We start from the raw sequence: 22,216 nt of genomic DNA on the forward strand, positions 1-22,216 counted from the left end.
AAGCACGCCGGGCCGCCCGAAAGGGGGCGCGGCGTGCTTTTCCACCTCGTTCGCGGCGATCAGGCCGCGGAGCCGGCCGCCTTGGCGACTTCGGCCGCGAAATCGCTCTCTTCCTTCTCCACGCCCTCGCCGAGCGCGAAGCGGACGAAGGCGGTGAGCTTGACCGGCGCGCCGACCTTGCCTTCGCTCTCCTTGATCGCCTGGGCGACGGTCTTGGAGGGCTCGTGCACATAGGGCTGCTCGAGCAGCGTGACTTCCTTGTAGAAGGTCTTCAGGCCGCTCTCGACGATCTTCTCGACGACGTTGTCGGGCTTGCCGGAGGCCTTGGCCTTGTCGGCGAGCACCGCACGCTCGCGCGCGACCACGTCCGGCTCGATGCCGGCGGCGTCGAGCGCCTGCGGGTTGGTGGCGGCGATGTGCATCGCGATGGCGCGGCCGAGCGCGGTGAGCTCATCCGCCTTGCCGGTCGATTCGAGCGCGACGAGCACGCCGATCTTGCCGAGGCCTTCGCCCGCGGAGGAGTGCACGTAGCTCCCGATCACGCCCGAGCCCACTTCGAGGCGCTTGGCGCGGCGCAGGTTCATGTTCTCGCCGATGGTGGCGATGGTGGTGGAGATCACCTCGGCCACGGTGCCGCCCGCCGGGAACGCCGCCGCCTTGATCACCTCGACATCGTCGCCGCTCGCCAATGCGACCTGCGCGATGCCGCGCACCAGCGCCTGGAACTGCTCGTTGCGCGCGACGAAGTCGGTCTCGGAGTTCACCTCGACCACCACGCCCTTGGTGCCGGCCGTGGCGACGCCGATGAGGCCCTCGGCCGCGACCCGGCCGGCCTTCTTGGCGGCCTTGGCGAGACCCTTCTTGCGCAGCCAGTCGATGGCAGCCTCGATGTCGCCCCCGACCTCGCCGAGTGCGGCCTTGCAGTCCATCATGCCGGCGCCCGTCTTGTCGCGCAGCTCCTTCACCATGCCCGCGGTGATGTTGGCCATGTCTGTTCCTCGCACGAAAATATCAGGTGTCATTCGACGCTGCGGCCGGCCGGAGGGTTCCGGGCCGGCCGCATGTAACGATTTCCGGCGGCCCGGCCGCCGGTTCGCCTTCGGCAGAGATCACTCCACCTCGGCGGTCAGTCCCTTGGCCTGGGCCACCCAGCCGTCGACACGGCCCGGCAGGCCGACTTCCTCGCCGATGCGGTGCGCATCTTCGGGCGCCAGGCCGGCAATCTGCCAGTAGTGGAAGATGCCGAGATCGGTCAGCTTCTTCTCGATCGCCGGCGAGACGCCGGTCAGCTTCTTGAGATCGTCGGCCGGGCCGCGCGGGCCGGACAGCGGCTCGAAGCTGACCCACAGCGTCTCGGGCGGCAGGTCCTCGACGAGGGGCGCCTCGGAGGCGCCGATATCGACGCCGAAGTCGCCTTGGGCGCGGCCGATGCCGTCGATCGCGGCGCGGGCGACGAGATCGCAATAGAGGCTGATGGCGCGGCCGGCGTCGTCATTGCCCGGAACCGGGAAGGCGATGCCGTCCGGATCGCAATTGGTGTCGAGGATGGCCGCGACCGGGATGCCGAGGCGGCGCGCCTCGGCGACGGCGAGGTCTTCCTTGTTGGTGTCGATCACGAAGAGAAGGTCGGGAATGCCGCCCATGTCGCGGATGCCGCCGAGCGCGCGATCGAGCTTCTCCTTCTCGCGCTGGAGCGTCAGGCGCTCCTTCTTGGTGTAGCCGACGCCCTCGCCGGCGCCGAGCAGCTCCTCGAGCTTCTTCAGGCGGGCGATCGAGTGCGAGATGGTCTTCCAGTTGGTGAGCATGCCGCCGAGCCAGCGGGAGTTCACATAATACTGGGCGCTGCGCTTGGCCGCGTCGGCGATCGAATCGGCCGCCTGCCGCTTGGTGCCGACGAACAGCACGCGGCCGCCGCGGGCCACGGTGTCCGAGACCTGCTGCAGGGCGCGGTGGAGCGCCGGCACGGTCTGGGCCAGATCGAGAATGTGGATGTTGTTGCGGGTGCCGAAGATGTAGGGCGCCATCTTCGGGTTCCAGCGGTGCGACTGGTGGCCGAAGTGGACGCCGGCCTCGAGCAGCTGGCGCATGGAGAAATCGGGAAGTGCCATGTCGTCTCTCTTCCGGTTAGCCTCCGCGGACGAGAGCCGGACCGAGGGATTTCGGTGCCGGCACCGGAACGGCCGATATGGTGCCCGGCGTCTTCGGCCGTTCGCGAGGAACGGGAAGACGGGACACCCGGCCGCAGTCCGCGTGCGGGATGGCGCGGCTTATAGGCGAGCCGGCGGAATGGCGCAAGATGTAGACAGGACGATGCCCGCGGCCAGCCTCGGCGGGCATAGTGGCGGCTCGCTACAAGAGCAACCGATCCCTTGCCCGCCTGCGGGCGGGAGCGCCGGCAGAACCCGCCATCGACGCCGCGCCGGGCGCGTGCGGCACGACACCCTGCCCTCACGCGCCGCTCGCCCGGGGCCGGAATGGGCGGACCGGGCTCACCTTGCCGTCATGCGTTACACGCCTCCCGTGGCACGGCGCTGGATCGTCCAACGCGCCGAAGCGGACTACCGTGGTGCTCCTCATGCCGAGCCAGCCGTCAGAACCTACAACGCCCCGAAGCGGATCGCCACGCTACGGCCCATGCCCGGCCCACTACGCCGGAACGTCGAACGCTCCGCAGCAGGCCCCCACTGCTCGTCCCGTGCACCACGACCCCGTGATCGGCACTCACCAGCAGCGAAGACGGACCCGTGTCGGTATCCGCAGGACCGGCCTCCCCTGCCATCCGAGCGACCCGGAGCAAGCTGCCGCACTCCGTTGATGAAGCGCCGCTCCACCGATGAAGCGTCAACCTCCAACACCTCCCGAACACGCCGGCCGGATCGTGGCACGGGTACCGACTCGTCGCAGCGGCGCCTCCGAACTCGCGATCACGCAGCTGGCCGTGCCACGCCATTGACGGCGCCTTGCTTCGCTCGCCTGAGCCAGCGGCACGCGCGGGACGGCCGGCCCATCAATCGTCGTCATCTCGGGCCGCAACCTCCGACGCCTCCCGATCACGCCGGCCGGATCGTGGCACAGCTACTTAATCGTCGCGACGGCGCCTCCGAACCCGCGATCCCGCAGACAGCCATACCATGCGATCGACGGCGCCCTGCTTCGCCTGAGCCATCGGCACGCGCGGAACGCCCGGCCCATCGGTCGGCGTCATCTCGGGCGCAAACCTCCGAACCTTCCCGATCACGCCGGCCCGATCGTGGCACGGGTACCGACTCGTCGCAGCGGCGCCTCCGAACTCGCGATCACACAGAAAGACATGCCACGTCATCGACGGCGCCTTGCTTCGCTCGCCTGAGCCAGCGGCACGCGCGGGACGCTCGGCCGATCGGTCGTCGTCATCTCGGGCACGAACCTCCGACACCTCCCGAACACGCCGGCCGGATCGTAAGCACAGCTACCGAATCGTCACGACGGCGCCAACGATCTTCCGGAACAGGCCGGCGCAACGTCAGGGGTCCCACCAACCGTCCCAGCGGCCTACAGCGCGCGAGCGCCCTTGCCGCGCCGTCCGCGCCGCCGTCAATGCACCTCGACTTCGACGACGCCCGGAACCGCCTTGATCGCGCCGGCGAGCTGAGGCGACAGGCTGAATCGGCCGGGCAGCTTGACCTCCACCTCGGTCGCGCTGTCGTCGCCCAGCATCAGGATGAAGGAGACCTCGCCCTCGCCACGCCCCTCGCCGCCCGCCACCGGCCCGCCGAGGCGCTTCGCCACGCTGTCGAGCGGCGCCTGCGAGCGCAGGAAAATGCGCAGCGCCCGCTGCATCTTGGAAGCGGCGGCGTCGAGCGGCTCGACCGTCTGGATGCGCGCGCGTACGTCCTCGCCCTGGAGTTCCGCCGACACATACAGCAGCAGCGCCCGTCCCGGCTCGAGCAACTCGCGATACTGGCCCAGACCCTCCGAGAAGATCACCGCCTCGAACTGGCCGGAGGGGTCCGACAACGCCACGATGCCCATCTTGGTGCCGGTCTTGGTTCGCCGCTCCTGCCGGCTCAGGACGGTCGCCGCGAGCCGACCGACCGAGGCACCCGCGCGCACGGCGCGGTCGAAATCCGCCCAGCGCTGCACGCGTAGCTTCTCCAGCGCCTTGCCGTAATCGTCGAGCGGATGGCCGGTGAGGAAGAAGCCGATGGCGGCGTATTCCCGCTGGAGCCTGTCCATCGGCAGCCAGGGCTCGGCCTCCGGCATGCGCAGGCTCAGCGGGGTCGGCCCGTTGTCGAACATGTTGCCCTGGCCGGTCGCCACCTCCGCCCCCACCAGCGCGGCGTGGCCGAGGATGCGCTCGACCGCCGCCGCCGCGCGCGCGCGATTGGGCTCGAGGCAGTCGAAGGCGCCGGCATTCACCAGGCTCTCCAGCGTGCGCTTGTTCAGTGCCTTGGCGTCGATGCGGGAGGCGAAGTCGGCGAGATCCGCGAATGGCCGGGCGCCGCGCGCGGCCACGATCGCGTCGACCGCCTGCGCGCCGACGCCCTTGATCGCCGCGAGCGCGTAGAGAACCTTGCCGTCCCTCACGGCGAACTCGCGTCCGCACTGGTTGACCGAGGGCGGCACGACCTCGATCGAGAGGCGCTGCGCCTCCTGCCGGAACTCCGCCAGCTTGTCGGTGTTCGACATGTCGAGCGTCATCGACGCCGCCAGGAACTCGACCGGGTAATTCGCCTTCATGTAGGCGGTCTGGTAGGCGACGAGGGCATAGGCCGCGGCGTGGCTCTTGTTGAAGCCGTAGTCGGCGAACTTCGCCAGAAGATCGAAGATGGCGGAGGCCTGCGCCTTCTCGACGCCGCGCTCGGTCGCCCCCGACACGAAGCGTTCGCGCTGCTGGTCCATCTCCGCGCGGATCTTCTTGCCCATGGCGCGCCGCAGAAGATCCGCCTCGCCCAGCGAGTAACCGGACAGCGTCTGGGCGATCTGCATCACCTGTTCCTGATAGATGATGACGCCGTAGGTCTCCTTCAGGCTCGCCTCGAGCTTGGGATGCGCGTATTCGGCCTTTTCCTGCCCGTTCTTGACCGCGCAATAGACCGGAATGTTCGCCATCGGACCGGGACGATACAGCGCCACCAGCGCGATGATGTCCTCCAGCCGGTCGGGCTTCATGTCGACCAGGGCGCGGCGCATCCCGGCGCTTTCCACCTGGAACACCCCGACCGTCTCGCCGCGGGTCAGCATGTCGTAGGTCTTGCGGTCATCCAGCGGGATGGTCGACAGGTTGAGCTCGATCCCGCGCTCCGCGACGAGACGGACCGCGGTCTGCAACACGGTCAACGTCTTGAGGCCGAGGAAGTCGAACTTCACCAGCCCGGCCTGCTCCACCCACTTCATGTTGTACTGGGTGACCGGCATGTCGGAGCGCGGGTCGCGGTAGAGCGGCACGAGCTGGGCCAGCGGGCGATCGCCGATGACGATACCCGCCGCATGCGTCGAGGCATGGCGGTTGAGCCCCTCGAGCCGCACGGCGATATCGAAGGCGCGCTTGACGACCGGCGCCGCGTCGCGCTCCGCCTGCAGGCGCGGCTCGTCCTCGATCGCCCGGCCCAGCGTGACGGGAGCCGCCGGATTCTGGGGCACTAGCTTGCAGAGCCGGTCGACCTGGCCGTAGGGCATTTCCAGCACGCGCCCGACGTCGCGCAGCACGCCACGGGCCTGCAGCGTGCCGAAGGTGATGATCTGGGCGACCTGGTTGCGGCCGTAGCGCTCCTGCACGTAGCGGATGACCTCGTCCCGCCGCTCCTGGCAGAAGTCGATGTCGAAATCCGGCATCGAGACGCGCTCGGGATTCAGGAAGCGCTCGAACAGCAGGCCGAACCGCAGCGGATCGAGGTCGGTGATGGTCAGCGAGTAGGCGACCAGCGAGCCCGCGCCCGAACCGCGCCCGGGCCCGACCGGGATGCCGTGCTGCTTCGCCCATTTGATGAAGTCCGAGACGATGAGGAAGTAGCCGGGAAACTTCATCTTCTCGATGATGCCCAGCTCGAAGGCGAGGCGCTCCTCATAGTCGTTCACGGCCAGCCCGGGCGCGGGCCCGTGAACCGCGAGCCGCGCCCGCAGCCCCTCCTCGGCCTGCAGCCGCAGTTCCTCGGCCTCGTCCCGGTCGACGGTGAAGCGCGGCAGGATCGGCTTGACGGTGCGCGGACGGTAGCGGCACCGCCGGGCGATCTCCACCGTGTTGGCGATGGCCTCGGGCAGATCGGCGAACAGGGTCGCCATTTCCGCGCGCGTCTTGAAGCGATGTTCCGGCGTGAGGCGGCGGCGCTCGTCCTCCGCCACCAGCCGGCCCTCGGCAATGCAGATCAGCGCGTCATGCGCCTCGAAGTCCTCGGTGGCCGCGAAGAAGGGCTCGTTCGTCGCCACCAGCGGCAGACCGCGCACATAAGCGAGGTCGAGCAGTTCCGGCTCGGCCTCGCGCTCGTCATCCATGCCGTGGCGCTGGAGTTCGACATAGAGGCGATCGCCGAACAGCGCAGCCAGAACGGCCAGCCTCTCGCCCGCCAGCTCGGTGTTGCCCTCGATGATCGGCCGGTCGATCGGTCCGCCGGAGCCCCCCGTCAGACACAGGAGACCATCGGCATGACTCTCGAGCCAGTGCCGCTTCACATGCGGCGCCGTATCGGAGGCGGTTTCCATGTGGCTGAGCGAGACCAGCGCCATCAGGTTGCGCCACCCCACCTCGGTGGCCGCAATCAGCGCCAGACGCGGCCGCGCCTGCTGCACACCCGGCGCACGTGAGGGCGCCTGGTCGCCGAAATCGACGGCCAGAGAACAGCCGAGCAGCGGCTGAACCCCCGCCCCCGCCATCTTCTCGGAGAATTCCAGCGCGCCGAACAGATTGCCGGTGTCGGTCAGCGCGATGGCCGGCTGGCGATCCTTCTTGGCGAGTTCCGCCAGCTTGGCGATGGTGAGGGCGCCTTCGAGCAGCGAATAGGAGGAGTGGGCGCGCAGATGCACGAAGCCGGGGCCGCCCTGCCCCCCCTTGCTTCCGCCCGCCATTGCCTGCGCCATGTCCTGCCCTCCGACTCGTCCTCCATTGTGTCGCGCCGGCGGCGGCGGCGCCAACCTTCGGGCCGGGTTTCCCCGACTTCCTCACTCACGCCCCGGCCGCCACGCTGGCCCAGAGGCCGATGGCCGCGAGGAAGACGACGATCGAGGACAGCGCGGCCACTTCGCGGATCAAAACTACCACCACCGGAACCTCCTTCGAACAAATGTGAACATAACTAGAACGTAATGCTCGAAAGTCGTTGACGTCAAGCGCGTTCCTGATACGTTCCAATGAATGGTTAGCCAATAGTGAATTGATGTCTCGCCGGCTAGGCGAGTTCGTCGACCAATCCTTCGCGCAGGGTCACCCGACGGTGCATCTGCGCGGCGAGTTCCATGTTGTGGGTCGCGATGATGGTGGCGAGGCCGGTCGCCTCGACGAGCTGGGAGAGGGCGTGAAACACATGCGCCGAGGTCTTCGGGTCGAGATTGCCGGTGGGCTCGTCCGCCAGCAGGAGGCGCGGCGCGTTGGCGACCGCGCGGGCGATGGCGACACGCTGCTGCTCGCCCCCCGAGAGTTCGCCCGGGCGATGGTCGAGCCGCTTGCCGAGCCCGAGATAGCCGAGCAATTCCTTCGCGCGAGCGGTCGCCTCGCGCCGCGACAGGCCACGGATCATCTGCGGCAGCATCACGTTCTCCACCGCCGAGAATTCCGGCAGCAGGTGGTGGAACTGGTAGACGAAGCCCAGGTCGAGCCGGCGGATCCGGGTGCGCTCGGCATCGGACCGGCCGGCGGTCGGCACGCCGCCGATCCACACCTCGCCGGCGTCCTGATGCTCCAGCAGGCCGGCGATGTGAAGCAGCGTCGACTTGCCGGTGCCGGAGGGCGCGACCAGCGCGACCGACTGCCCCTCCCAGACGCTGAAGTCGGCGCCGCGGAGGATCTCCAGCGTGCCGGTTCCCTGCGCATAGCGCCGCTCGATCTTGTCGAGACGGAGCGCGACGCCGGGCGATGGCGGTGTCGACGTGTCACTCATAGCGCAGGGCCTCGACCGGATCGAGCCGCGCGGCGCGCCAGGAGGGGTAGAGCGGCGCCAGGAAGGAGAGGACCAGCGCCATGATGACCACCGAGAGCGTTTCCCCGGCATTCATCTCGGCCGGGAGGCGCGAGAGGTAGTAGAGTTCCGGCGAGAACAGCTCGGTCGAGGTCAGCCACGAGATGAAGCGGCGGATCTCCTCGACATTGAGGCAGACCACGAGACCGAGCAGGAAGCCGGCGAGCGTGCCGACGACGCCGATGGCGGCGCCGGTGACCAGGAAGATGCGCATGATCGATCCGCGCGTCGCGCCCATGGTGCGCAATATGCCGATGTCGCGCCCCTTGTCCTTCACCAGCATGTTGAGACCGGAGACGATGTTGAACGCCGCCACCACCACGATGAGGGTCAGGATGAGGAACATCACGTTGCGCTCGACCTGCAGCGCATTGAAGAAGGTGGCGTTGCGCTGGCGCCAGTCGACCACATAGATCGGCCGGCCGGCGGCCGCCGTCACCGCCTGGCGGTAATGGTCCATGCGGTCGGCGTCGTCGGTGTAGACCTCGATGGCGGTGACGTCGCCATCCTTGTTGAAATAGGCCTGCGCCTCGGGCAGCGGCATGAAGACGAAGGCGCTGTCATATTCCGACATGCCGATCTCGAACACCGCCGCGACCTTGTAGACCTTGATGCGCGGGGTCGTGCCCATGGGCGTTACCGCCCCGCGTGGCGCGACCAGGGTGAGGTTGTCGCCGGCGCGGATGGAGAGCTGGTCGGCGAGGCGCTTGCCGATGGCGACCCCCTCGCCGTCGTCGAAACCCTCCAGCGTGCCCTGGCGGATATTGGCGCCGATCGAGGGCAGCGCGCGCAGATCGGCCTCGGACAGGCCACGCACCAGCACGCCGCCGGCGTTGTAGGCGGACGAGGCCAGTGCCTGCCCCTCGATCAGCGGAACCGCGAGCTTGATGCCCGGCACGCCCCTGATGCGCTTGGCGACGGCGTCGTAATCGGTCAGCGGGCTGTCGATGGGCTGGACCAGCAGATGGCCGTTGAGGCCGAGGATCTTGGACAGGAGCTCGGTCCGGAAGCCGTTCATCACCGCCATGACGATGATCAGCGTCGCCACGCCGAGCATGATGCCGAGGAAGGAGAACCCGGCGATGACCGAGATGAAGCCTTCCTTGCGCCGCGCCCGCAGATAGCGCAGCGACAGCATCCATTCGAACGCGCTGAAGGGGCGCGTGCCGACCGGCTCGGCGCCGGCCTTTGCCCCCGCGCCCGGTGCGTCGCCGGCCTGAGTGGCCGTCCCCTGCGCCGTAGTCTTGCGAATGCTCATCGCGCCGCCGATTCTCCGCCTTCAGCCGAGAATGCGCGCAATAGCGGCGTCAATGGGGAGGGTCTCGCGCGAACCGTCGGCGCGCTTCTTGATTTCCACAGTACCGTCGGCCAGCCCCTTCGGGCCGACGATGATCTGCCACGGCAGGCCGATCAGGTCGGCGGTGGCGAACTTCGCGCCGGGCCGTGCGTCGGTGTCGTCATAGAGGGCATCCACGCCGCGGGCGACGAGCTCCGCATAGAGCTTCTCGCAGGCGGCATCGGTCGCCGCGTCGCCGACCTTCAGATTGAGCACGCCGACGCGGAAGGGCGCGATCGCTTCCGGCCAGATGATGCCGTTCTCGTCATGCGAGGCCTCGATAATCGCCGCGACCAGGCGCGAGGGGCCGATGCCGTAGGAGCCCATGTGGACCGGGCGCTCGACACCGTCGGGACCGGCGACCTTGGCGCCCATCGGCTCGGAATACTTCGTGCCGAAATAGAAGATGTGGCCGACCTCGATGCCGCGGGCGGAGACGCGCTTGTCTTCCGGCACGGCGGCGAAGGCGGCTTCCTCGTGCTTCTCGTCGGTCGCGGCGTAGAGGCTGGTCCACTGGCTGACCACCGCCTCGAGCGCGGCGGGGTCGCGAAAGTCGATGTCGGCGGGTGGGGTCGCCATATCGAGGTAATCGGCGTGGCAGAACACCTCGCTCTCGCCGGTGGAAGCGAGGATGATGAACTCGTGGCTGTGGTTGCCGCCGATCGGGCCGGTCTCCGCCACCATCGGGATCGCCTTCAGCCCCAGCCGGGCGAAGGTGCGCAGATAGGCGACGAACATGCGGTTATAGGCGACGACGGCGCTGTCGAAGTCGAGATCGATCGAATAGGCGTCCTTCATCAGGAACTCGCGCGAGCGCATGACGCCGAAGCGCGGGCGCACCTCGTCGCGGAACTTCCACTGGATGTGGTAGAGGTTCAGCGGCAGGTCCTTGTAAGACTTTACATAGGCGCGGACGATCTCGGTGAGCATCTCCTCATTGGTGGGGCCGTAGAGCATCTCGCGCTCGTGCCGGTCCTTGATGCGGAGCATCTCCTTGCCGTAGGCGTCGTAGCGCCCGCTCTCGCGCCAGAGATCGGCCGACTGGATGGTCGGCATCATGATCTCGATGGCCCCCGACCGGTCCTGCTCCTCGCGCACCACCTGGCAGATCTTGTCCAGCACCCGCTTGCCAAGCGGCAGCCAGGCATAGATGCCGGCGCTCTCCTGCCGAACCATGCCGGCGCGCAGCATGAGCCGATGCGAGACGATCTCCGCTTCCTTGGGGACTTCGCGCAGAATCGGCAGGAAATAGCGGGAGAGGCGCATGGGTGTCGGACTCGCGATTCGGCCCGCTCCTGTCGCAGGCCCCTGTTGGGGGCCGAGTGAAACCGGATCGGCCGGCAAAACACAAGCCCTTGCGCGCGGAGGCACGCCCGTCGGCGCGCAACGGCTTGCGGCGACACGCGCTCGCGCCGCGGGCGGCGGCGTCAGTGCGATTGGACGAAATTCGAACAATTGCCTAATATTGCATCGCAACATAGATCTATTGCGGCGCAAGGATGACAAGCGGCGATTTTCTGCTCTATTGTGCGCCACCTTGAAGAAAGGGGTCCGCCGTCGGTGCTTATGCGCGATGTCCGGTCCGGGTCTCGGGAGGAACTCAACGATAAAGCCCCCTGACAGACTGCCAAAAATGGCGCGGAATCAGGTGCGGGCGATCGATTAAAAGCAGGCGGGACTTCAATCCCGCCTCTTTTTTATCTATACGACTAGTTCAATCCAATTGACTTATTTGTCGCATATGAACGTCGTCCCCGACCGGGGGCGACGGATGTTCCGACGACGCCCCGCCGCCTAGCTCTTCACATCGAACGGCATCGGGAACATCTCCAGCGTCAGCCAGCCCTTTTCGACGCTCAGCGCGAACGCGCCGACGATCAGCGCCGCGATCACGGTCGTCGCCAGCATCTTGCGCAGCAGCAGCGGGCGCACCGGGGCGCCTGCTTCGGTGCCATCGGTCACCGCGCCATCCTCGTGCTGGGAGCGGACGCCGAACGGCAGCGTGGCGAAGATCACCGTCCACCAGACGATGAAGTAGATGGCGATATAGGTCGGGATACCCATGGGCGAGCCCTCAGGCCTGCTCGAGCTCGACCAGCGTGCCGCAGAAGTCTTTCGGGTGCAGGAACAGCACCGGCTTGCCGTGCGCGCCGATCCTCGGCTCGCCGGAGCCCAGCACGCGCGCGCCCTCGGCCTTCAGGCGATCGCGGACCGCGAGGATGTCGTCGACCTCGTAGCAGATGTGATGGATGCCGCCGTCCGGGTTGCGCTCCAGGAACTTGCCGATCGGCGAGTCGGCGCCGAGCGGCTCCAGCAGCTCGATCTTGGTGTTCGGCAGCTCGATGAAGACGGTGGTGACGCCGTGCTCGTGCTGCGGCACCGCCGCCGAGACCTCGGCGCCGAGCGTGTCGCGGTAGAGCGCCGTCGCCGCGGCGATGTCCTTCACCGCGATGGCGACATGGTTGAGGCGGCCGATCATGGCGGGCTCTCCTGTGCAGGGGCGCCGGTCACGGCAGCGCCCGGCATGGCGCTTTATACCGTGATCACCAGCGCATGGCAGAGCGGCTTCTTGCCCCACGCCGCGTTCACCGCCGCCCGCACCGCGCGGGTGAGCGATTCCGCGACTGCGTCGGCGTCGCGCCGCCGCGGCTTGGGCAGGCCGTCGAGGCAATCGAGCACGGCGTCCTCGATCACCTCCGCGATCGCGCGCCCGCCGACGCCCTCCTCCGGCAGTCCGGTGAGGTCGATCATCGGATCGCCGACGACCTCGCCCTTCCCGCTCATGGCGACCGCGATCGACACGACCCCGGCATAGGAGAGGCGCCGCCGCTCGGCGATCACCTTCGCCTCCGAGCTGACCAGAACCTGCCCGTCCTTGTAGAGGCGGCCGACGGGCAGTTCGTCCACGACCTCGGCCGGCCCGCCGGCGAGGCGCAGGAGATCGCCGTCGACGATGCGCACGACCTCGGGCACACCCATGCGCGAGGCAAGCTCGGCGTGCTCGGCAAGGTGCAGCGGCTCGCCATGCACCGGCACCGCGAGTTGCGGCTTCAGCCAGGCATACATCTGCTCCAGTTCGCCCCGCCGGGGATGGCCGGAGACGTGCACCAGCCCGTCCCGGTCGGTGATGACGCGGATGCCGTCGAGGATGAGCGCGTTGATGATGCGGTTCACCGCCCGCTCATTGCCCGGGATGGTGCGGGACGAGAAGATAACGGTGTCGCCGGCCGAGAGCGCGATCTCGGGGTGATCGTCCTCCGCGATCCGGTTCAGCGCGGCGCGCGGCTCGCCCTGGCTGCCGGTGAGGATGGCGACGACCTTGTCGCGGGGCAGGTAGCCATAGGCCTCGGCGGGGCGCAGCGGCGGCAGGCCGTCGAGCAGGCCCTGCTCGCGGGCAACCGTCACCACCCGCTCCATGGCCCGCCCGACCAGCACCACGTCACGGCCCGCCGCATGGGCGGCCTCGGCGATGGAGCGCACGCGCGCCACATTGGACGCGAAGGTGGTCACCGCCACCCGGTGCGGCGCCGCCGCGATGAGTGTGGCGAGTTCGCGCGCCACATCGGCCTCCGAGGGAGAGATGCCGTCGCGGATCGCATTGGTGGAATCGCAGATGACCGCGCGCACGCCTTCCGCACCCAGCGCGGCAAAGCGCACGGGGTCGGTGACATTGCCGACCACCGGCGTCGGGTCGATCTTCCAGTCGCCGGTGTGGACGACGAGACCGAGCGGGGTGCGCAGCGCCAGCGCATGGCTGTCGGGAATCGAATGCGCGACGGGGACGAACTCGACCTCGAACGGGCCGATCATCACGCGACCGCCCGAGGGCACGACGTGCAGCGGGATCTTCGGCGCGCCCGGCTCGGACAGGCGCCGCGCCTCCGCCAGCGCCGCGGTGAAGGACGTCGTGTAGACCGGGCAGCCGAGCTTCGGCCACAGGTCGACCAGCGCGCCGACATGGTCCTCATGGCCGTGGGTGAGCACGAGCCCCACAATGTTCTTCCGCTCTTCGACGAGGAAGCGGACATCGGGCATGATCAGGTCGATGCCGGGAATTTCCGGATTGGCGAAGGCCACGCCGAGGTCGACCGCCAGCCACTTGCGGCGCCCTTCCGGCCCGAAGCCGTAAATGCCGAGATTCATCCCGATCTCGCCGACCCCCCCGAGAGCCGCGAAGACCAGTTCGTCCTGTGCCTTGCTCACCTGTCGTCCTTCACGCTCCGATGCGGGCGGACGGGAATACGTCGCCCGCACTTATCGTCTGTCTGGTACCGTCCGCGCGACGTAGAACGAGAGCCCCGCTCACGTCGAGCCCTTCGAATATGCCCTCGGCCGTGCCCTCGCCCTGCCGCACGGACACGGCACCGCCGATGCCGGGCGCACGCCGCGCCCAGGCCTCGCGGATACGGTCGAAGCCGGCGCCGCGCTGCCACTGCGCCAATCGCTCCCAGAGGGCGGCATCGAGCGCGCGATGCAGCGCCGCGGCGTCGGTCGGCACGCCGGCGGCGGCGAGGCTGGTCGCGGGATAGGGCGTATCGTCGGGGAAATGCGCGCAGTTGACGCCGATGCCGATGATCGTCGCGCTGCGCCCGTCGCGGCGCCGCACGCCTTCGACCAGGATGCCGACCAGCTTGGCGCCATCGAGCAGGACGTCGTTCGGCCATTTCAGCGCGAGGCGGAGCGGATCGAGACCGGTGACCGCGCGGATCGCGTCATGCACCGCCAGCGCGGTGACGAAGCAGAGTTCGGGGAGCCGCGTCGGCGGCCCCGCGTCGACCAGCAGCAGGCTGGCGTAAAGATTGCCGGGTTCAGAGCGCCACGGCCGGCCGCGACGCCCGCGCCCCTCGGTCTGGCACTCGGCGACGATCCAGAGCGGCGCCCCGCCCTCGGCGCGCGCCATCGCTTCCGCGTTGGTCGAACCGATCGAGCGGAAATGGACGACCGGTGTCGTGCCGCGTGCCTCAGCCATTCCTCTAGAAGAGCGCCCGGGCGGCGGCGCCCGCCGCATTCAGCAACGGCGCCGGATAGGCGAACAGCAGGATGGTGAACACGCCCGCGATCCCCAGCACCGCCCGCAGTTCCGGCGCCATCGGCTCGAATGGCGTGGCCGGCTCGTCGAAGTACATGATCTTGACGATGCGCAGGTAGTAATAGGCGCCGACCACGCTGGCGAGAACGCCGACCACGGCGAGCGTGTAGAGGCCGGCCTTGATGGCGGCGAGGAACACGTAATACTTCGCGATGAAGCCGGCGAGCGGGGGAATGCCCGCCAGCGAGAACATCAGCGCCGCCAGGACGAAGGCCTGCCAGGGGCTGTTGCGGGCGAGGCCGGCGAGATCGTCGATGGTCTCGACCATGCCCTCCTTGCGGCGCATCGCCAGGATGCAGGCGAAGGTGCCGAGCGTCATGGCCATATAGACGGCCATATAGACGAGCACGCCACGCACGCCCTCCTCGGTGCCGGCGGCGAGACCCACCAGCGCATAGCCCATGTGGCCGATCGAGGAATAGGCCATCAGGCGCTTGAGATTGCGCTGGCCGATGGCGGCGAAGGCGCCGAGCACCATGGAGGCCAGCGAGATGAAGACGATGATCTGCTGCCACTGGTGGGTGACGTTCGGCAGCGCCTCGATGGCCACCCGCAGGAACACCGCGATGGCGGCAACCTTCGGCGCGGCGGCGAAGAAGGCCGTCACCGGGGTCGGGGCGCCCTCATAGACGTCCGGCGTCCACATGTGGAACGGCACCGCCGACACCTTGAAGGCGAGGCCCGCGAACAGGAACACGATGCCGAAGATGAGGCCGAGCGTGGCCTCGTGCGTCGAGGCGGCGATCTTCGCGAAGTTCACCGAGCCGGTGAAGCCATAGATGAGCGAGGCGCCGTAGAGCAGCATGCCGGAGGACAGGGCACCCAGCACGAAGTACTTCAAGCCCGCCTCGGTGGAGCGCACGGAATCCCGGTTGTTGGCCGCGATCACATAGAGCGACAGGCTCATCAGCTCGAGGCCGATATAGAGCGCGATGAGGTCCCCGGCGGAGATCATCATCATCATGCCGAGCGTGGCGAGCAGCACGAGGATGGCATATTCGAAGCGGCCCTGCTTCTCGAGCTTGAGCCAGTCGACCGACATGATCAGCGCCGCGCCGGCGCCGAGCAGGGCCAGCACCTTCATGAAGCGCGCGAAGGCGTCGACCTGGAAGCTGCCGCCGAAGGTCGCCGTCGGCGCGGCCGGCGCCAGCAGGACCAGCACCAGCGTCGCGAACAGCGCGGCGATGGATAGGCCGTTGACCATGTTGATGGACCGTTCGCCCGCCAGCGCGCCGAACAGCAGCAGGAATACCGCCGACAGGGCGAGAACGATCTCGGGCAGCGCGGGGCCGAGCGCAGGAAGCTGGTGAATCATCGGGCGGGCTCCGCGGAATTCGACAGACAGGTGATCACGGCAGCACCAGCGCGGCGGCCTGGACGGCGCCGGTGATGGCATCGGTGCGGGCGACGATGGTGCGCACGGCGCCGGCGCAGGCCTCCAGCACCGGCCCCGGCCAGACGCCGAAGAGAATGGTGAAGAACACCAGCGTGTAGAGCGAGACCGCCTCGCGCCCGTTCAGGTCGGCGAGCTTCTTCAGGCTCTCCTTCTCCAGCGGCCCGAACACGACGCGGCGATAGAGCCACAGCGCATAGGCGGCCGAGAGGATCACGCCCGAGGTCGCAAACAGCGCCACCCAGTTGTTGCGGCCGAACACCGCGATCAGGGTGAGGAACTCGCCGATGAAGCCGGAGGTGCCGGGCAGGCCGACATTGGCCATGGTGAAGATCATGAACACCGTGGCGTAGAGCGGCATGCGGTGGACGATGCCGCCATAGGCCGCGATCTCGCGGGTGTGCATGCGGTCATAGATGACGCCGACGCACAGGAACAGCGCGCCCGACACGAAGCCGTGGCTCACCATCTGGAACACCGCGCCCTGCACGCCTTCCTGCGTCAGGGTGAAGATGCCCATGGTGACGTAGCCCATGTGCGCGACCGACGAGTAGGCGATCAGCTTCTTCATGTCCTCCTGCATCATGGCGACCAGCGAGGTGTAGACGATCGCGATCACCGAGAGCGTGAAGACGAAGGGCGCGAAATAGGCCGACGCCTCCGGGAACATCGGCAGGCTGAAGCGCAGGAAGCCGTAGCCGCCCATCTTCAGAAGGATGCCGGCCAGGATGACGGAGCCGGCGGTCGGCGCCTCGACATGGGCGTCCGGCAGCCAGGTGTGCACCGGCCACATCGGCATCTTCACGGCGAAGGAGGCGAAGAAGGCGAGCCACAGCCAGTGCTGCATCCCCGACGGGAAGCCGTGCTTGAGCAGCACGGTGATGTCGGTCGTGCCGGCCTGCCAGTACATCGCCATGATGGCGAGCATCATCAGCACCGAGCCGGCGAGCGTGTAGAGGAAGAACTTGAAGGTCGCGTAGATGCGCCGCTTGCCGCCCCAGATGCCGATGATGAGGAACATCGGGATGAGGCCGCCCTCGAAGAAGAAGTAGAACAGCAGCAGGTCAAGGGCCGAGAAGGTGCCGATCATCAGCGTCTCGAGCACCAGGAAGCAGATCATGTACTCCTTCACGCGCAGCTGGATCGACTCCCAGCTGGCGAGAATGCAGATCGGCATCAGCAGGGTGGTGAGCAGCACGAAGGGCAGCGAAATGCCGTCGAGGCCCATGCGGTATGCGGCGACGTCGCCGAGCCAGGACCGGTATTCCACGAACTGGAAATCGGGGTTGGCCGGATCGAAGCCGATGAGCAGCAGCAGCGAGATGACGAAGGTGACGAGGGTCGCCCACAGCGCCACCCAGCGGGCGTTGCGCTTGGCGACCTCGTCGTCGCCGCGGATCATCAGGACGATGAGCAGCGCGCCGACGAGGGGCAGGAAGGTGACGACGGAGAGAATGGGCCAGTCGTACATCAGTGCGCGCCCCCGAACATGAACCAGGTGATGAGGGCGGCGACGCCGATGAGCATCACGAAAGCGTAGTGGTACAGATAGCCGCTCTGGAGCCGCACGACGCGGCTGGTGGCACCGAGCACGCCAGCTGCGACGCCGTTCGGGCCGTAGCCGTCGATGATGCGCCCGTCGCCCTCCTTCCACAGGAAGGTGCCGAGCCACTTCGCCCCGCGCACGAAGACGAAATCGTAGACCTCGTCGAAGTACCACTTGTTGAGCAGGAAGCGGTACAGCACGTCGTTGCGGGCGGCGAGCGCCTTCGGCAGGGCGGGATTGGCGATGTACATCCAGTAGGCGGTGGCGAAGCCGAGCACCATCATCACCGTCGGCGCCCACTTGGCCCAGCCGGGGATGTGGTGGATCTCCTCGAGAATCTTGTTCTCGGGGCCCATGAAGATGGCTTCGCGGAAGAAATGATCCACGTCGTGCCCGACGAAATACGGGTAGAGGATCATGCCGGCGAACAGCGCGCCGACCGACAGCACCCCGAGCGGGATCAGCATGGTCTTCGGCGACTCGTGGGCATGCTCATAGTGGTGGTGGTCGTGCGGATGACCGAAGAAGGTCATGAACATCTGCCGCCAGGTGTAGAACGCGGTCAGCGCCGCCGCCGCCACCGTCATGATCCAGGCATAGGTCGCGAACGGCGAATGGCTGACGAAGGCGGTCTCGATGATCGCGTCCTTCGAATAGTAGCCCGCGGTGAACGGGAAGCCGGTGAGCGCGAGGCCGCCGATCAGCATGGTGGCGAAGGTGAACGGGATCTTCTTCCGCAGCCCGCCCATGTGCCGCATGTCCTGCTCATGGTGCATCGCATGGATGACCGAGCCGGCGGCGAGGAACAAGAGCGCCTTGAAGAAGCCGTGCGTCAGCAGGTGGAAGATGCCGACCGAATAGGCCCCCGTGCCCAGCGCGACGAACATGTAGCCGAGCTGCGAGCAGGTCGAATAGGCGATCACCCGCTTGATGTCGTTCTGCACGCAGCCGATCGTCGCCGCGAAGAAGGCGGTCGAGGCGCCGACGAACAGCACCACGTTGAGCGCCACCGGCGACAGCTCGAACAGCGGCGAGAGGCGCGCCACCATGAACACGCCGGCGGTGACCATGGTCGCGGCATGGATGAGCGCGGAGACCGGGGTCGGGCCCTCCATCGCGTCCGGCAGCCAGGTGTGCAGGCCGAGCTGCGCCGACTTGCCCATCGCGCCGATGAACAGCAGCAGGCAGATGATGGTGGGGGCGTGCCAGTCGATGCCGATGAAGTGGATGGTCTTGTCCATCAGCGAGGGCGCCGCGGCGAAGACCTGCTCGAAGCCGACCGAGCCGGTCATCATGTAGACGGCGAAGATGCCGAGCGCGAAGCCGAAATCGCCGACGCGGTTGACGATGAACGCCTTCATCGCCGCCGCGCAGGCCGAGGGCTTCTCGTACCAGAAGCCGATCAGCAGGTAGGAGGCGAGGCCCACGCCCTCCCAGCCGAAGAAGAGCTGGACGAGGTTGTCGCTCGTCACCAGCATCAGCATGGCGAAGGTGAACAGCGAGAGATAGGCGAAGAAGCGCGGCCGGCTCGGATCCTCGTGCATGTACCCCATCGAATAGAGGTGCACGAGCGACGACACCGTCGTCACCAGGATCAGCATGACGGCGGTCAGCGTATCGACGCGGATCGCCCATTTCACGTCGAGCCCGCCCGACGCGATCCAGGTGAACAGCTCCACCGTCCCGTCGCGCCCGCCGAAGGCGGTGCCGAAGAAGACGATCCAGGCCAGCAGGGCCGACAGGAACAGCAGCGAGGTGGTCACGAGTTCGGACGCGCGCGCGCCGATGGTGCGCCCGAACAGGCCCGCGATCAGGAACCCGACGAGGGGGAGGAAGACAATCGCCTGATACATGGAGCTCCCCTCAGCCCTTCATCGTGTTGATGTCCTCGACGGCGATCGAACCGCGGTTGCGGTAGAACACCACGAGGATGGCGAGGCCGATGGCGGCCTCGGCGGCGGCGACGGTCAGCACGAACAGGGCGAAGACCTGCCCGACCACGTTGCCCAGGAACGCCGAGAAGGCGACGAGGTTGATGTTCACGGCGAGCAGGATCAGTTCGACCGACATCAGGATGACGATCACGTTCTTCCGGTTGAGGAAGATGCCGAGCGTGCCGAAGGTGAAGAGGATGGCCGCGACGGTGAGATAGTGCGAAAGCCCGATGACCATGGTCAGAGCCCCTTCCCCGTCGGTACCTTGACGATGTCGATGGCGCTCGCCCGGTTGCGCGCGTTCTGCGCCGAGATGTCCTGCCGCTTGACGTTCGGACGGTGGCGCAGCGTCAGCACGATGGCACCGATCATCGCCACCAGCAGCACAAGGCCGGACGCCTGGAAGAAATAGACATAGTCGGTGTAGAGCACGCGGCCGATCTGCACGGCGTTCGGCACGTCGCTCGCCGCCGGCAGCGCGGCCCCGCTCACGCCTTCGCCGAAGCTCCAGGTCGCGAACACCAGCACCAGCTCGGCGAGGAAGATCAGCCCGACCAGAACGCCGATCGGCAGGTACTGCAGGAAGCCCTGGCGCAGTTCGACGAAGTCGACGTCGAGCATCATCACCACGAACAGGAACAGCACCGCGACCGCGCCGACATAGACGACGATCAGCAGCATGGCGAGGTATTCGGCCCCGATCAGGATGAACAGGCCCGAGGCGTTCACGAAGGTGAGGATCAGGAACAGCACGGAATGGACCGGGTTCCGCGAGGCGATGACCATGAAGGCCGAGCCCACGGCGATCCCCGCGAACAGGTAGAAGAACAACGCGGCGACACTCATTCCCCGATTCCTTCTTCCGGGCAGGCCCGGCTTCTTGCCTTCATCGACATCGCGACGTCCATCCCCCTGCCCCGCCGGCGCCCGTCAGCGATACGGCGCGTCGAGGGCCATGTTGCGCGCGATCTCGCGCTCCCAGCGGTCGCCATTGGCGAGCAGCTTGGCCTTGTCGTAGTAGAGTTCCTCGCGCGTCTCGGTGGCGAACTCGAAATTCGGCCCCTCGACGATGGCATCGACCGGACAGGCCTCCTGGCAGAAGCCGCAATAGATGCATTTCACCATGTCGATGTCGTAGCGCGTGGTGCGGCGGGTGCCGTCGTTGCGGCGCGGGCCGGCCTCGATGGTGATGGCCTGCGCCGGGCAGATCGCCTCGCAGAGCTTGCAGGCGATGCAGCGCTCCTCGCCGTTCGGATAGCGGCGCAGCGCGTGCTCGCCGCGGAAGCGCGGGGAGACCGGGCCCTTCTCGAACGGGTAGTTCAGCGTCGCCTTCGGCTTGAAGAAATAGCGCATCGACAGGAAGAAGGCGGAGACGAACTCCGTCAGCAGCAGCGAGCGGGCGGCTTGGTCGAGCTTCATCAGTCGCCTCTCCTCAATCAGCCATCGTGGCGTAGCCGATGCCGATCAGCGGCATGCTGACCGCCACGCACCGGATCACCTTCCGCCACCAGTTCACCACGTCCTCGAGCTGTGCCGCCGTCAGCCGGCGCGCCTCGCGCGAGCGACGGATCGAGGCCTCGACGACGGGCGGAAGGAAGAACCATTCCGCCAGCCCGATCGCGGCCGCCACGAGGGCGACCGCCCAGCCGGCCAGCGCTGGACCGAGCAGCAAGCTCGCTTCCGGGGAACTGCCCAGCGTCTGTGCGAATGCGTGCGTGATCATCATCCACCTGCCCCGGGCGCCGTGCCCGTGAAGTGGAGCACGCTCGCCACCAGAACCACCATGAACAAGGAGATCGGCAGAAACACCTTCCAGCCAAGGCGCATCAACTGGTCGTAGCGGTAGCGCGGAACCATGGCCTTGACCATGGCGAACATGAAGAAGACCAGCAGGACCTTGAGCAGGAACCACACGATGCCCGGCACCCAGGTGAAGGGCGCGATCGGGAAGGGCGGCAGCCATCCACCCATGAACAGGATGGTCGTCAGCGCGCACATGGTCATGATCGCCACGTATTCGCCGAGCATGAACATCATGTAGGGCGTCGAGCCGTATTCGACCATGAAGCCGGCGACGAGCTCGGATTCCGCCTCGCCGAGATCGAAGGGCGGACGGTTCGTCTCGGCCAGCGCCGAGATGAAGAAGATCACGAACATCGGGAACAGCGGCAGCCAGTACCAGCCGAGGATGCCCCACGGGCCGTTCTGCGCCTCGACGATGGCGGTGAGGTTCAGCGAGCCCGCGCACATCAGCACGGTGACGATCACGAAGCCGATCGAGACCTCGTAGGAGACCATCTGCGCCGCGGCGCGCAGCGCCGACAGGAAGGGATATTTCGAATTCGACGCCCAGCCGGCCATGATCACGCCGTACACGCCGAGCGAGGAGATGGCGAAGATGTAGAGCACGCCGACATTGATGTCGGCCACCACCCAGCCGAGGTCGATCGGGATCACCGCCCAGCCGGCGAGCGCCAGAAGGCAGGTGACGAGCGGGGCGAGCAGGAACAGGCCCTTGTTCGAGCCGTCCGGGATCACCGGCTCCTTCAGCACGAACTTCAGCAGATCGGCGAAGGACTGGAACAGGCCGAAGGGACCGACCACGTTCGGCCCGCGGCGCAGCTGCACCGCCGCCCAGATCTTGCGATCGGCGAGCAGCACATAGGCGACGATGATCAGCAGCCCGACCATCAGGCCGAGGCTCTGCGCCAGGATGATCAGCACCTGAACCAGTGTGTCGAGCCAGGAGGAGGACGTCTCGGTCATGGTTC

18 protein-coding genes are annotated in these 22,216 nt (G+C 67.4%); all 18 read right to left on the bottom strand.

Annotated features, from left to right (window positions below):
* Positions 1-59 precede the first annotated feature (59 nt).
* Positions 60-989, bottom strand: a complete 930-nt coding sequence (gene tsf, locus ACEUEL_RS08760) for a translation elongation factor Ts (protein WP_405704023.1) — start codon at positions 987-989, stop codon at positions 60-62.
* 120 nt (positions 990-1,109) lie between these two features.
* Positions 1,110-2,108 carry a 30S ribosomal protein S2 gene (locus ACEUEL_RS08765; RefSeq protein WP_405704025.1) on the bottom strand — a complete coding sequence of 333 codons (999 nt, stop codon included), beginning with the start codon at positions 2,106-2,108 and terminating at the stop codon, positions 1,110-1,112.
* A 1,465-nt stretch (positions 2,109-3,573) separates the two neighbouring features.
* Entirely contained in the window at positions 3,574-7,053 is a 3,480-nt protein-coding gene (gene dnaE / locus ACEUEL_RS08770; RefSeq protein ID WP_405704026.1) for a DNA polymerase III subunit alpha, read from the bottom strand.
* A 308-nt stretch (positions 7,054-7,361) separates the two neighbouring features.
* Positions 7,362-8,069 (bottom strand): ABC transporter ATP-binding protein, encoded by a 708-nt coding sequence (locus tag ACEUEL_RS08775; protein WP_405704028.1) that lies wholly within the window; start codon positions 8,067-8,069, stop codon positions 7,362-7,364.
* On the bottom strand, positions 8,062-9,285 hold the full coding sequence (locus ACEUEL_RS08780; RefSeq protein WP_405706662.1) for a lipoprotein-releasing ABC transporter permease subunit: 1,224 nt from the start codon (positions 9,283-9,285) through the stop codon (positions 8,062-8,064). The genes ACEUEL_RS08775 and ACEUEL_RS08780 overlap by 8 nt, the downstream gene beginning before the upstream one ends.
* A 141-nt stretch (positions 9,286-9,426) precedes the next feature.
* Positions 9,427-10,749: a proline--tRNA ligase gene (proS, locus tag ACEUEL_RS08785; RefSeq protein ID WP_405704029.1), complete on the bottom strand. Its 1,323-nt coding sequence runs from the start codon at positions 10,747-10,749 to the stop codon at positions 9,427-9,429.
* 528 nt (positions 10,750-11,277) lie between these two features.
* Entirely contained in the window at positions 11,278-11,547 is a 270-nt protein-coding gene (locus ACEUEL_RS08790; protein ID WP_405704031.1) for a DUF1467 family protein, read from the bottom strand.
* A 10-nt stretch (positions 11,548-11,557) separates the two neighbouring features.
* On the bottom strand, positions 11,558-11,962 hold the full coding sequence (gene mce / locus ACEUEL_RS08795) for a methylmalonyl-CoA epimerase (protein WP_405704032.1): 405 nt from the start codon (positions 11,960-11,962) through the stop codon (positions 11,558-11,560).
* A gap of 53 nt (positions 11,963-12,015) precedes the next feature.
* On the bottom strand, positions 12,016-13,626 hold the full coding sequence (locus ACEUEL_RS08800; protein ID WP_405706665.1) for a ribonuclease J: 1,611 nt from the start codon (positions 13,624-13,626) through the stop codon (positions 12,016-12,018).
* A gap of 70 nt (positions 13,627-13,696) precedes the next feature.
* On the bottom strand, positions 13,697-14,452 hold the full coding sequence (locus ACEUEL_RS08805) for a biotin--[acetyl-CoA-carboxylase] ligase (RefSeq protein WP_405704034.1): 756 nt from the start codon (positions 14,450-14,452) through the stop codon (positions 13,697-13,699).
* Between the two features lie 4 nt (positions 14,453-14,456).
* Entirely contained in the window at positions 14,457-15,887 is a 1,431-nt protein-coding gene (gene nuoN / locus ACEUEL_RS08810) for an NADH-quinone oxidoreductase subunit NuoN (RefSeq protein ID WP_405704036.1), read from the bottom strand.
* A gap of 34 nt (positions 15,888-15,921) precedes the next feature.
* Positions 15,922-17,436: an NADH-quinone oxidoreductase subunit M gene (locus ACEUEL_RS08815; RefSeq protein ID WP_405704038.1), complete on the bottom strand. Its 1,515-nt coding sequence runs from the start codon at positions 17,434-17,436 to the stop codon at positions 15,922-15,924.
* Positions 17,436-19,364, bottom strand: coding sequence for an NADH-quinone oxidoreductase subunit L (gene nuoL, locus ACEUEL_RS08820; RefSeq protein WP_405704039.1), 1,929 nt, complete (start codon positions 19,362-19,364; stop codon positions 17,436-17,438). The genes ACEUEL_RS08815 and nuoL overlap by 1 nt, the downstream gene beginning before the upstream one ends.
* A 10-nt stretch (positions 19,365-19,374) precedes the next feature.
* On the bottom strand, positions 19,375-19,683 hold the full coding sequence (gene nuoK, locus ACEUEL_RS08825; RefSeq protein WP_405704040.1) for an NADH-quinone oxidoreductase subunit NuoK: 309 nt from the start codon (positions 19,681-19,683) through the stop codon (positions 19,375-19,377).
* 2 nt (positions 19,684-19,685) lie between these two features.
* Positions 19,686-20,291, bottom strand: a complete 606-nt coding sequence (locus ACEUEL_RS08830) for an NADH-quinone oxidoreductase subunit J (RefSeq protein WP_405704042.1) — start codon at positions 20,289-20,291, stop codon at positions 19,686-19,688.
* An 84-nt stretch (positions 20,292-20,375) separates the two neighbouring features.
* A complete protein-coding gene (gene nuoI / locus ACEUEL_RS08835) occupies positions 20,376-20,864 on the bottom strand; it encodes an NADH-quinone oxidoreductase subunit NuoI (protein WP_405704043.1) in 489 nt (162 codons plus the stop codon).
* A 13-nt stretch (positions 20,865-20,877) separates the two neighbouring features.
* On the bottom strand, positions 20,878-21,117 hold the full coding sequence (locus tag ACEUEL_RS08840; RefSeq protein WP_405704044.1) for a hypothetical protein: 240 nt from the start codon (positions 21,115-21,117) through the stop codon (positions 20,878-20,880).
* Between the two features lie 50 nt (positions 21,118-21,167).
* A complete protein-coding gene (gene nuoH, locus ACEUEL_RS08845; protein ID WP_405704046.1) occupies positions 21,168-22,211 on the bottom strand; it encodes an NADH-quinone oxidoreductase subunit NuoH in 1,044 nt (347 codons plus the stop codon).
* Positions 22,212-22,216 lie beyond the last annotated feature (5 nt).

The sequence above is a fragment of the Ancylobacter terrae genome (assembly GCF_045108345.1).
Lineage (GTDB): Bacteria > Pseudomonadota > Alphaproteobacteria > Rhizobiales > Xanthobacteraceae > Ancylobacter.

Bases quoted from the DNA above. Each gene is read 5' to 3' on its own strand.
- tsf (WP_405704023.1), bottom strand. From the start codon at position 989: ATGGCCAACATCACCGCGGGCATGGTGAAGGAGCTGCGCGACAAGACG.
- ACEUEL_RS08765 (WP_405704025.1), bottom strand. From the start codon at position 2,108: ATGGCACTTCCCGATTTCTCCATGCGCCAGCTGCTCGAGGCCGGCGTC.
- dnaE (WP_405704026.1), bottom strand. From the start codon at position 7,053: ATGGCGCAGGCAATGGCGGGCGGAAGCAAGGGGGGGCAGGGCGGCCCC.
- ACEUEL_RS08775 (WP_405704028.1), bottom strand. From the start codon at position 8,069: ATGAGTGACACGTCGACACCGCCATCGCCCGGCGTCGCGCTCCGTCTC.
- ACEUEL_RS08780 (WP_405706662.1), bottom strand. From the start codon at position 9,285: ATGCTGTCGCTGCGCTATCTGCGGGCGCGGCGCAAGGAAGGCTTCATC.
- proS (WP_405704029.1), bottom strand. From the start codon at position 10,749: ATGCGCCTCTCCCGCTATTTCCTGCCGATTCTGCGCGAAGTCCCCAAG.
- ACEUEL_RS08790 (WP_405704031.1), bottom strand. From the start codon at position 11,547: ATGGGTATCCCGACCTATATCGCCATCTACTTCATCGTCTGGTGGACG.
- mce (WP_405704032.1), bottom strand. From the start codon at position 11,962: ATGATCGGCCGCCTCAACCATGTCGCCATCGCGGTGAAGGACATCGCC.
- ACEUEL_RS08800 (WP_405706665.1), bottom strand. From the start codon at position 13,626: ATGAATCTCGGCATTTACGGCTTCGGGCCGGAAGGGCGCCGCAAGTGG.
- ACEUEL_RS08805 (WP_405704034.1), bottom strand. From the start codon at position 14,452: ATGGCTGAGGCACGCGGCACGACACCGGTCGTCCATTTCCGCTCGATC.
- nuoN (WP_405704036.1), bottom strand. From the start codon at position 15,887: ATGATTCACCAGCTTCCTGCGCTCGGCCCCGCGCTGCCCGAGATCGTT.
- ACEUEL_RS08815 (WP_405704038.1), bottom strand. From the start codon at position 17,436: ATGTACGACTGGCCCATTCTCTCCGTCGTCACCTTCCTGCCCCTCGTC.
- nuoL (WP_405704039.1), bottom strand. From the start codon at position 19,364: ATGTATCAGGCGATTGTCTTCCTCCCCCTCGTCGGGTTCCTGATCGCG.
- nuoK (WP_405704040.1), bottom strand. From the start codon at position 19,683: ATGGTCATCGGGCTTTCGCACTATCTCACCGTCGCGGCCATCCTCTTC.
- ACEUEL_RS08830 (WP_405704042.1), bottom strand. From the start codon at position 20,291: ATGAGTGTCGCCGCGTTGTTCTTCTACCTGTTCGCGGGGATCGCCGTG.
- nuoI (WP_405704043.1), bottom strand. From the start codon at position 20,864: ATGAAGCTCGACCAAGCCGCCCGCTCGCTGCTGCTGACGGAGTTCGTC.
- nuoH (WP_405704046.1), bottom strand. From the start codon at position 22,211: ATGACCGAGACGTCCTCCTCCTGGCTCGACACACTGGTTCAGGTGCTG.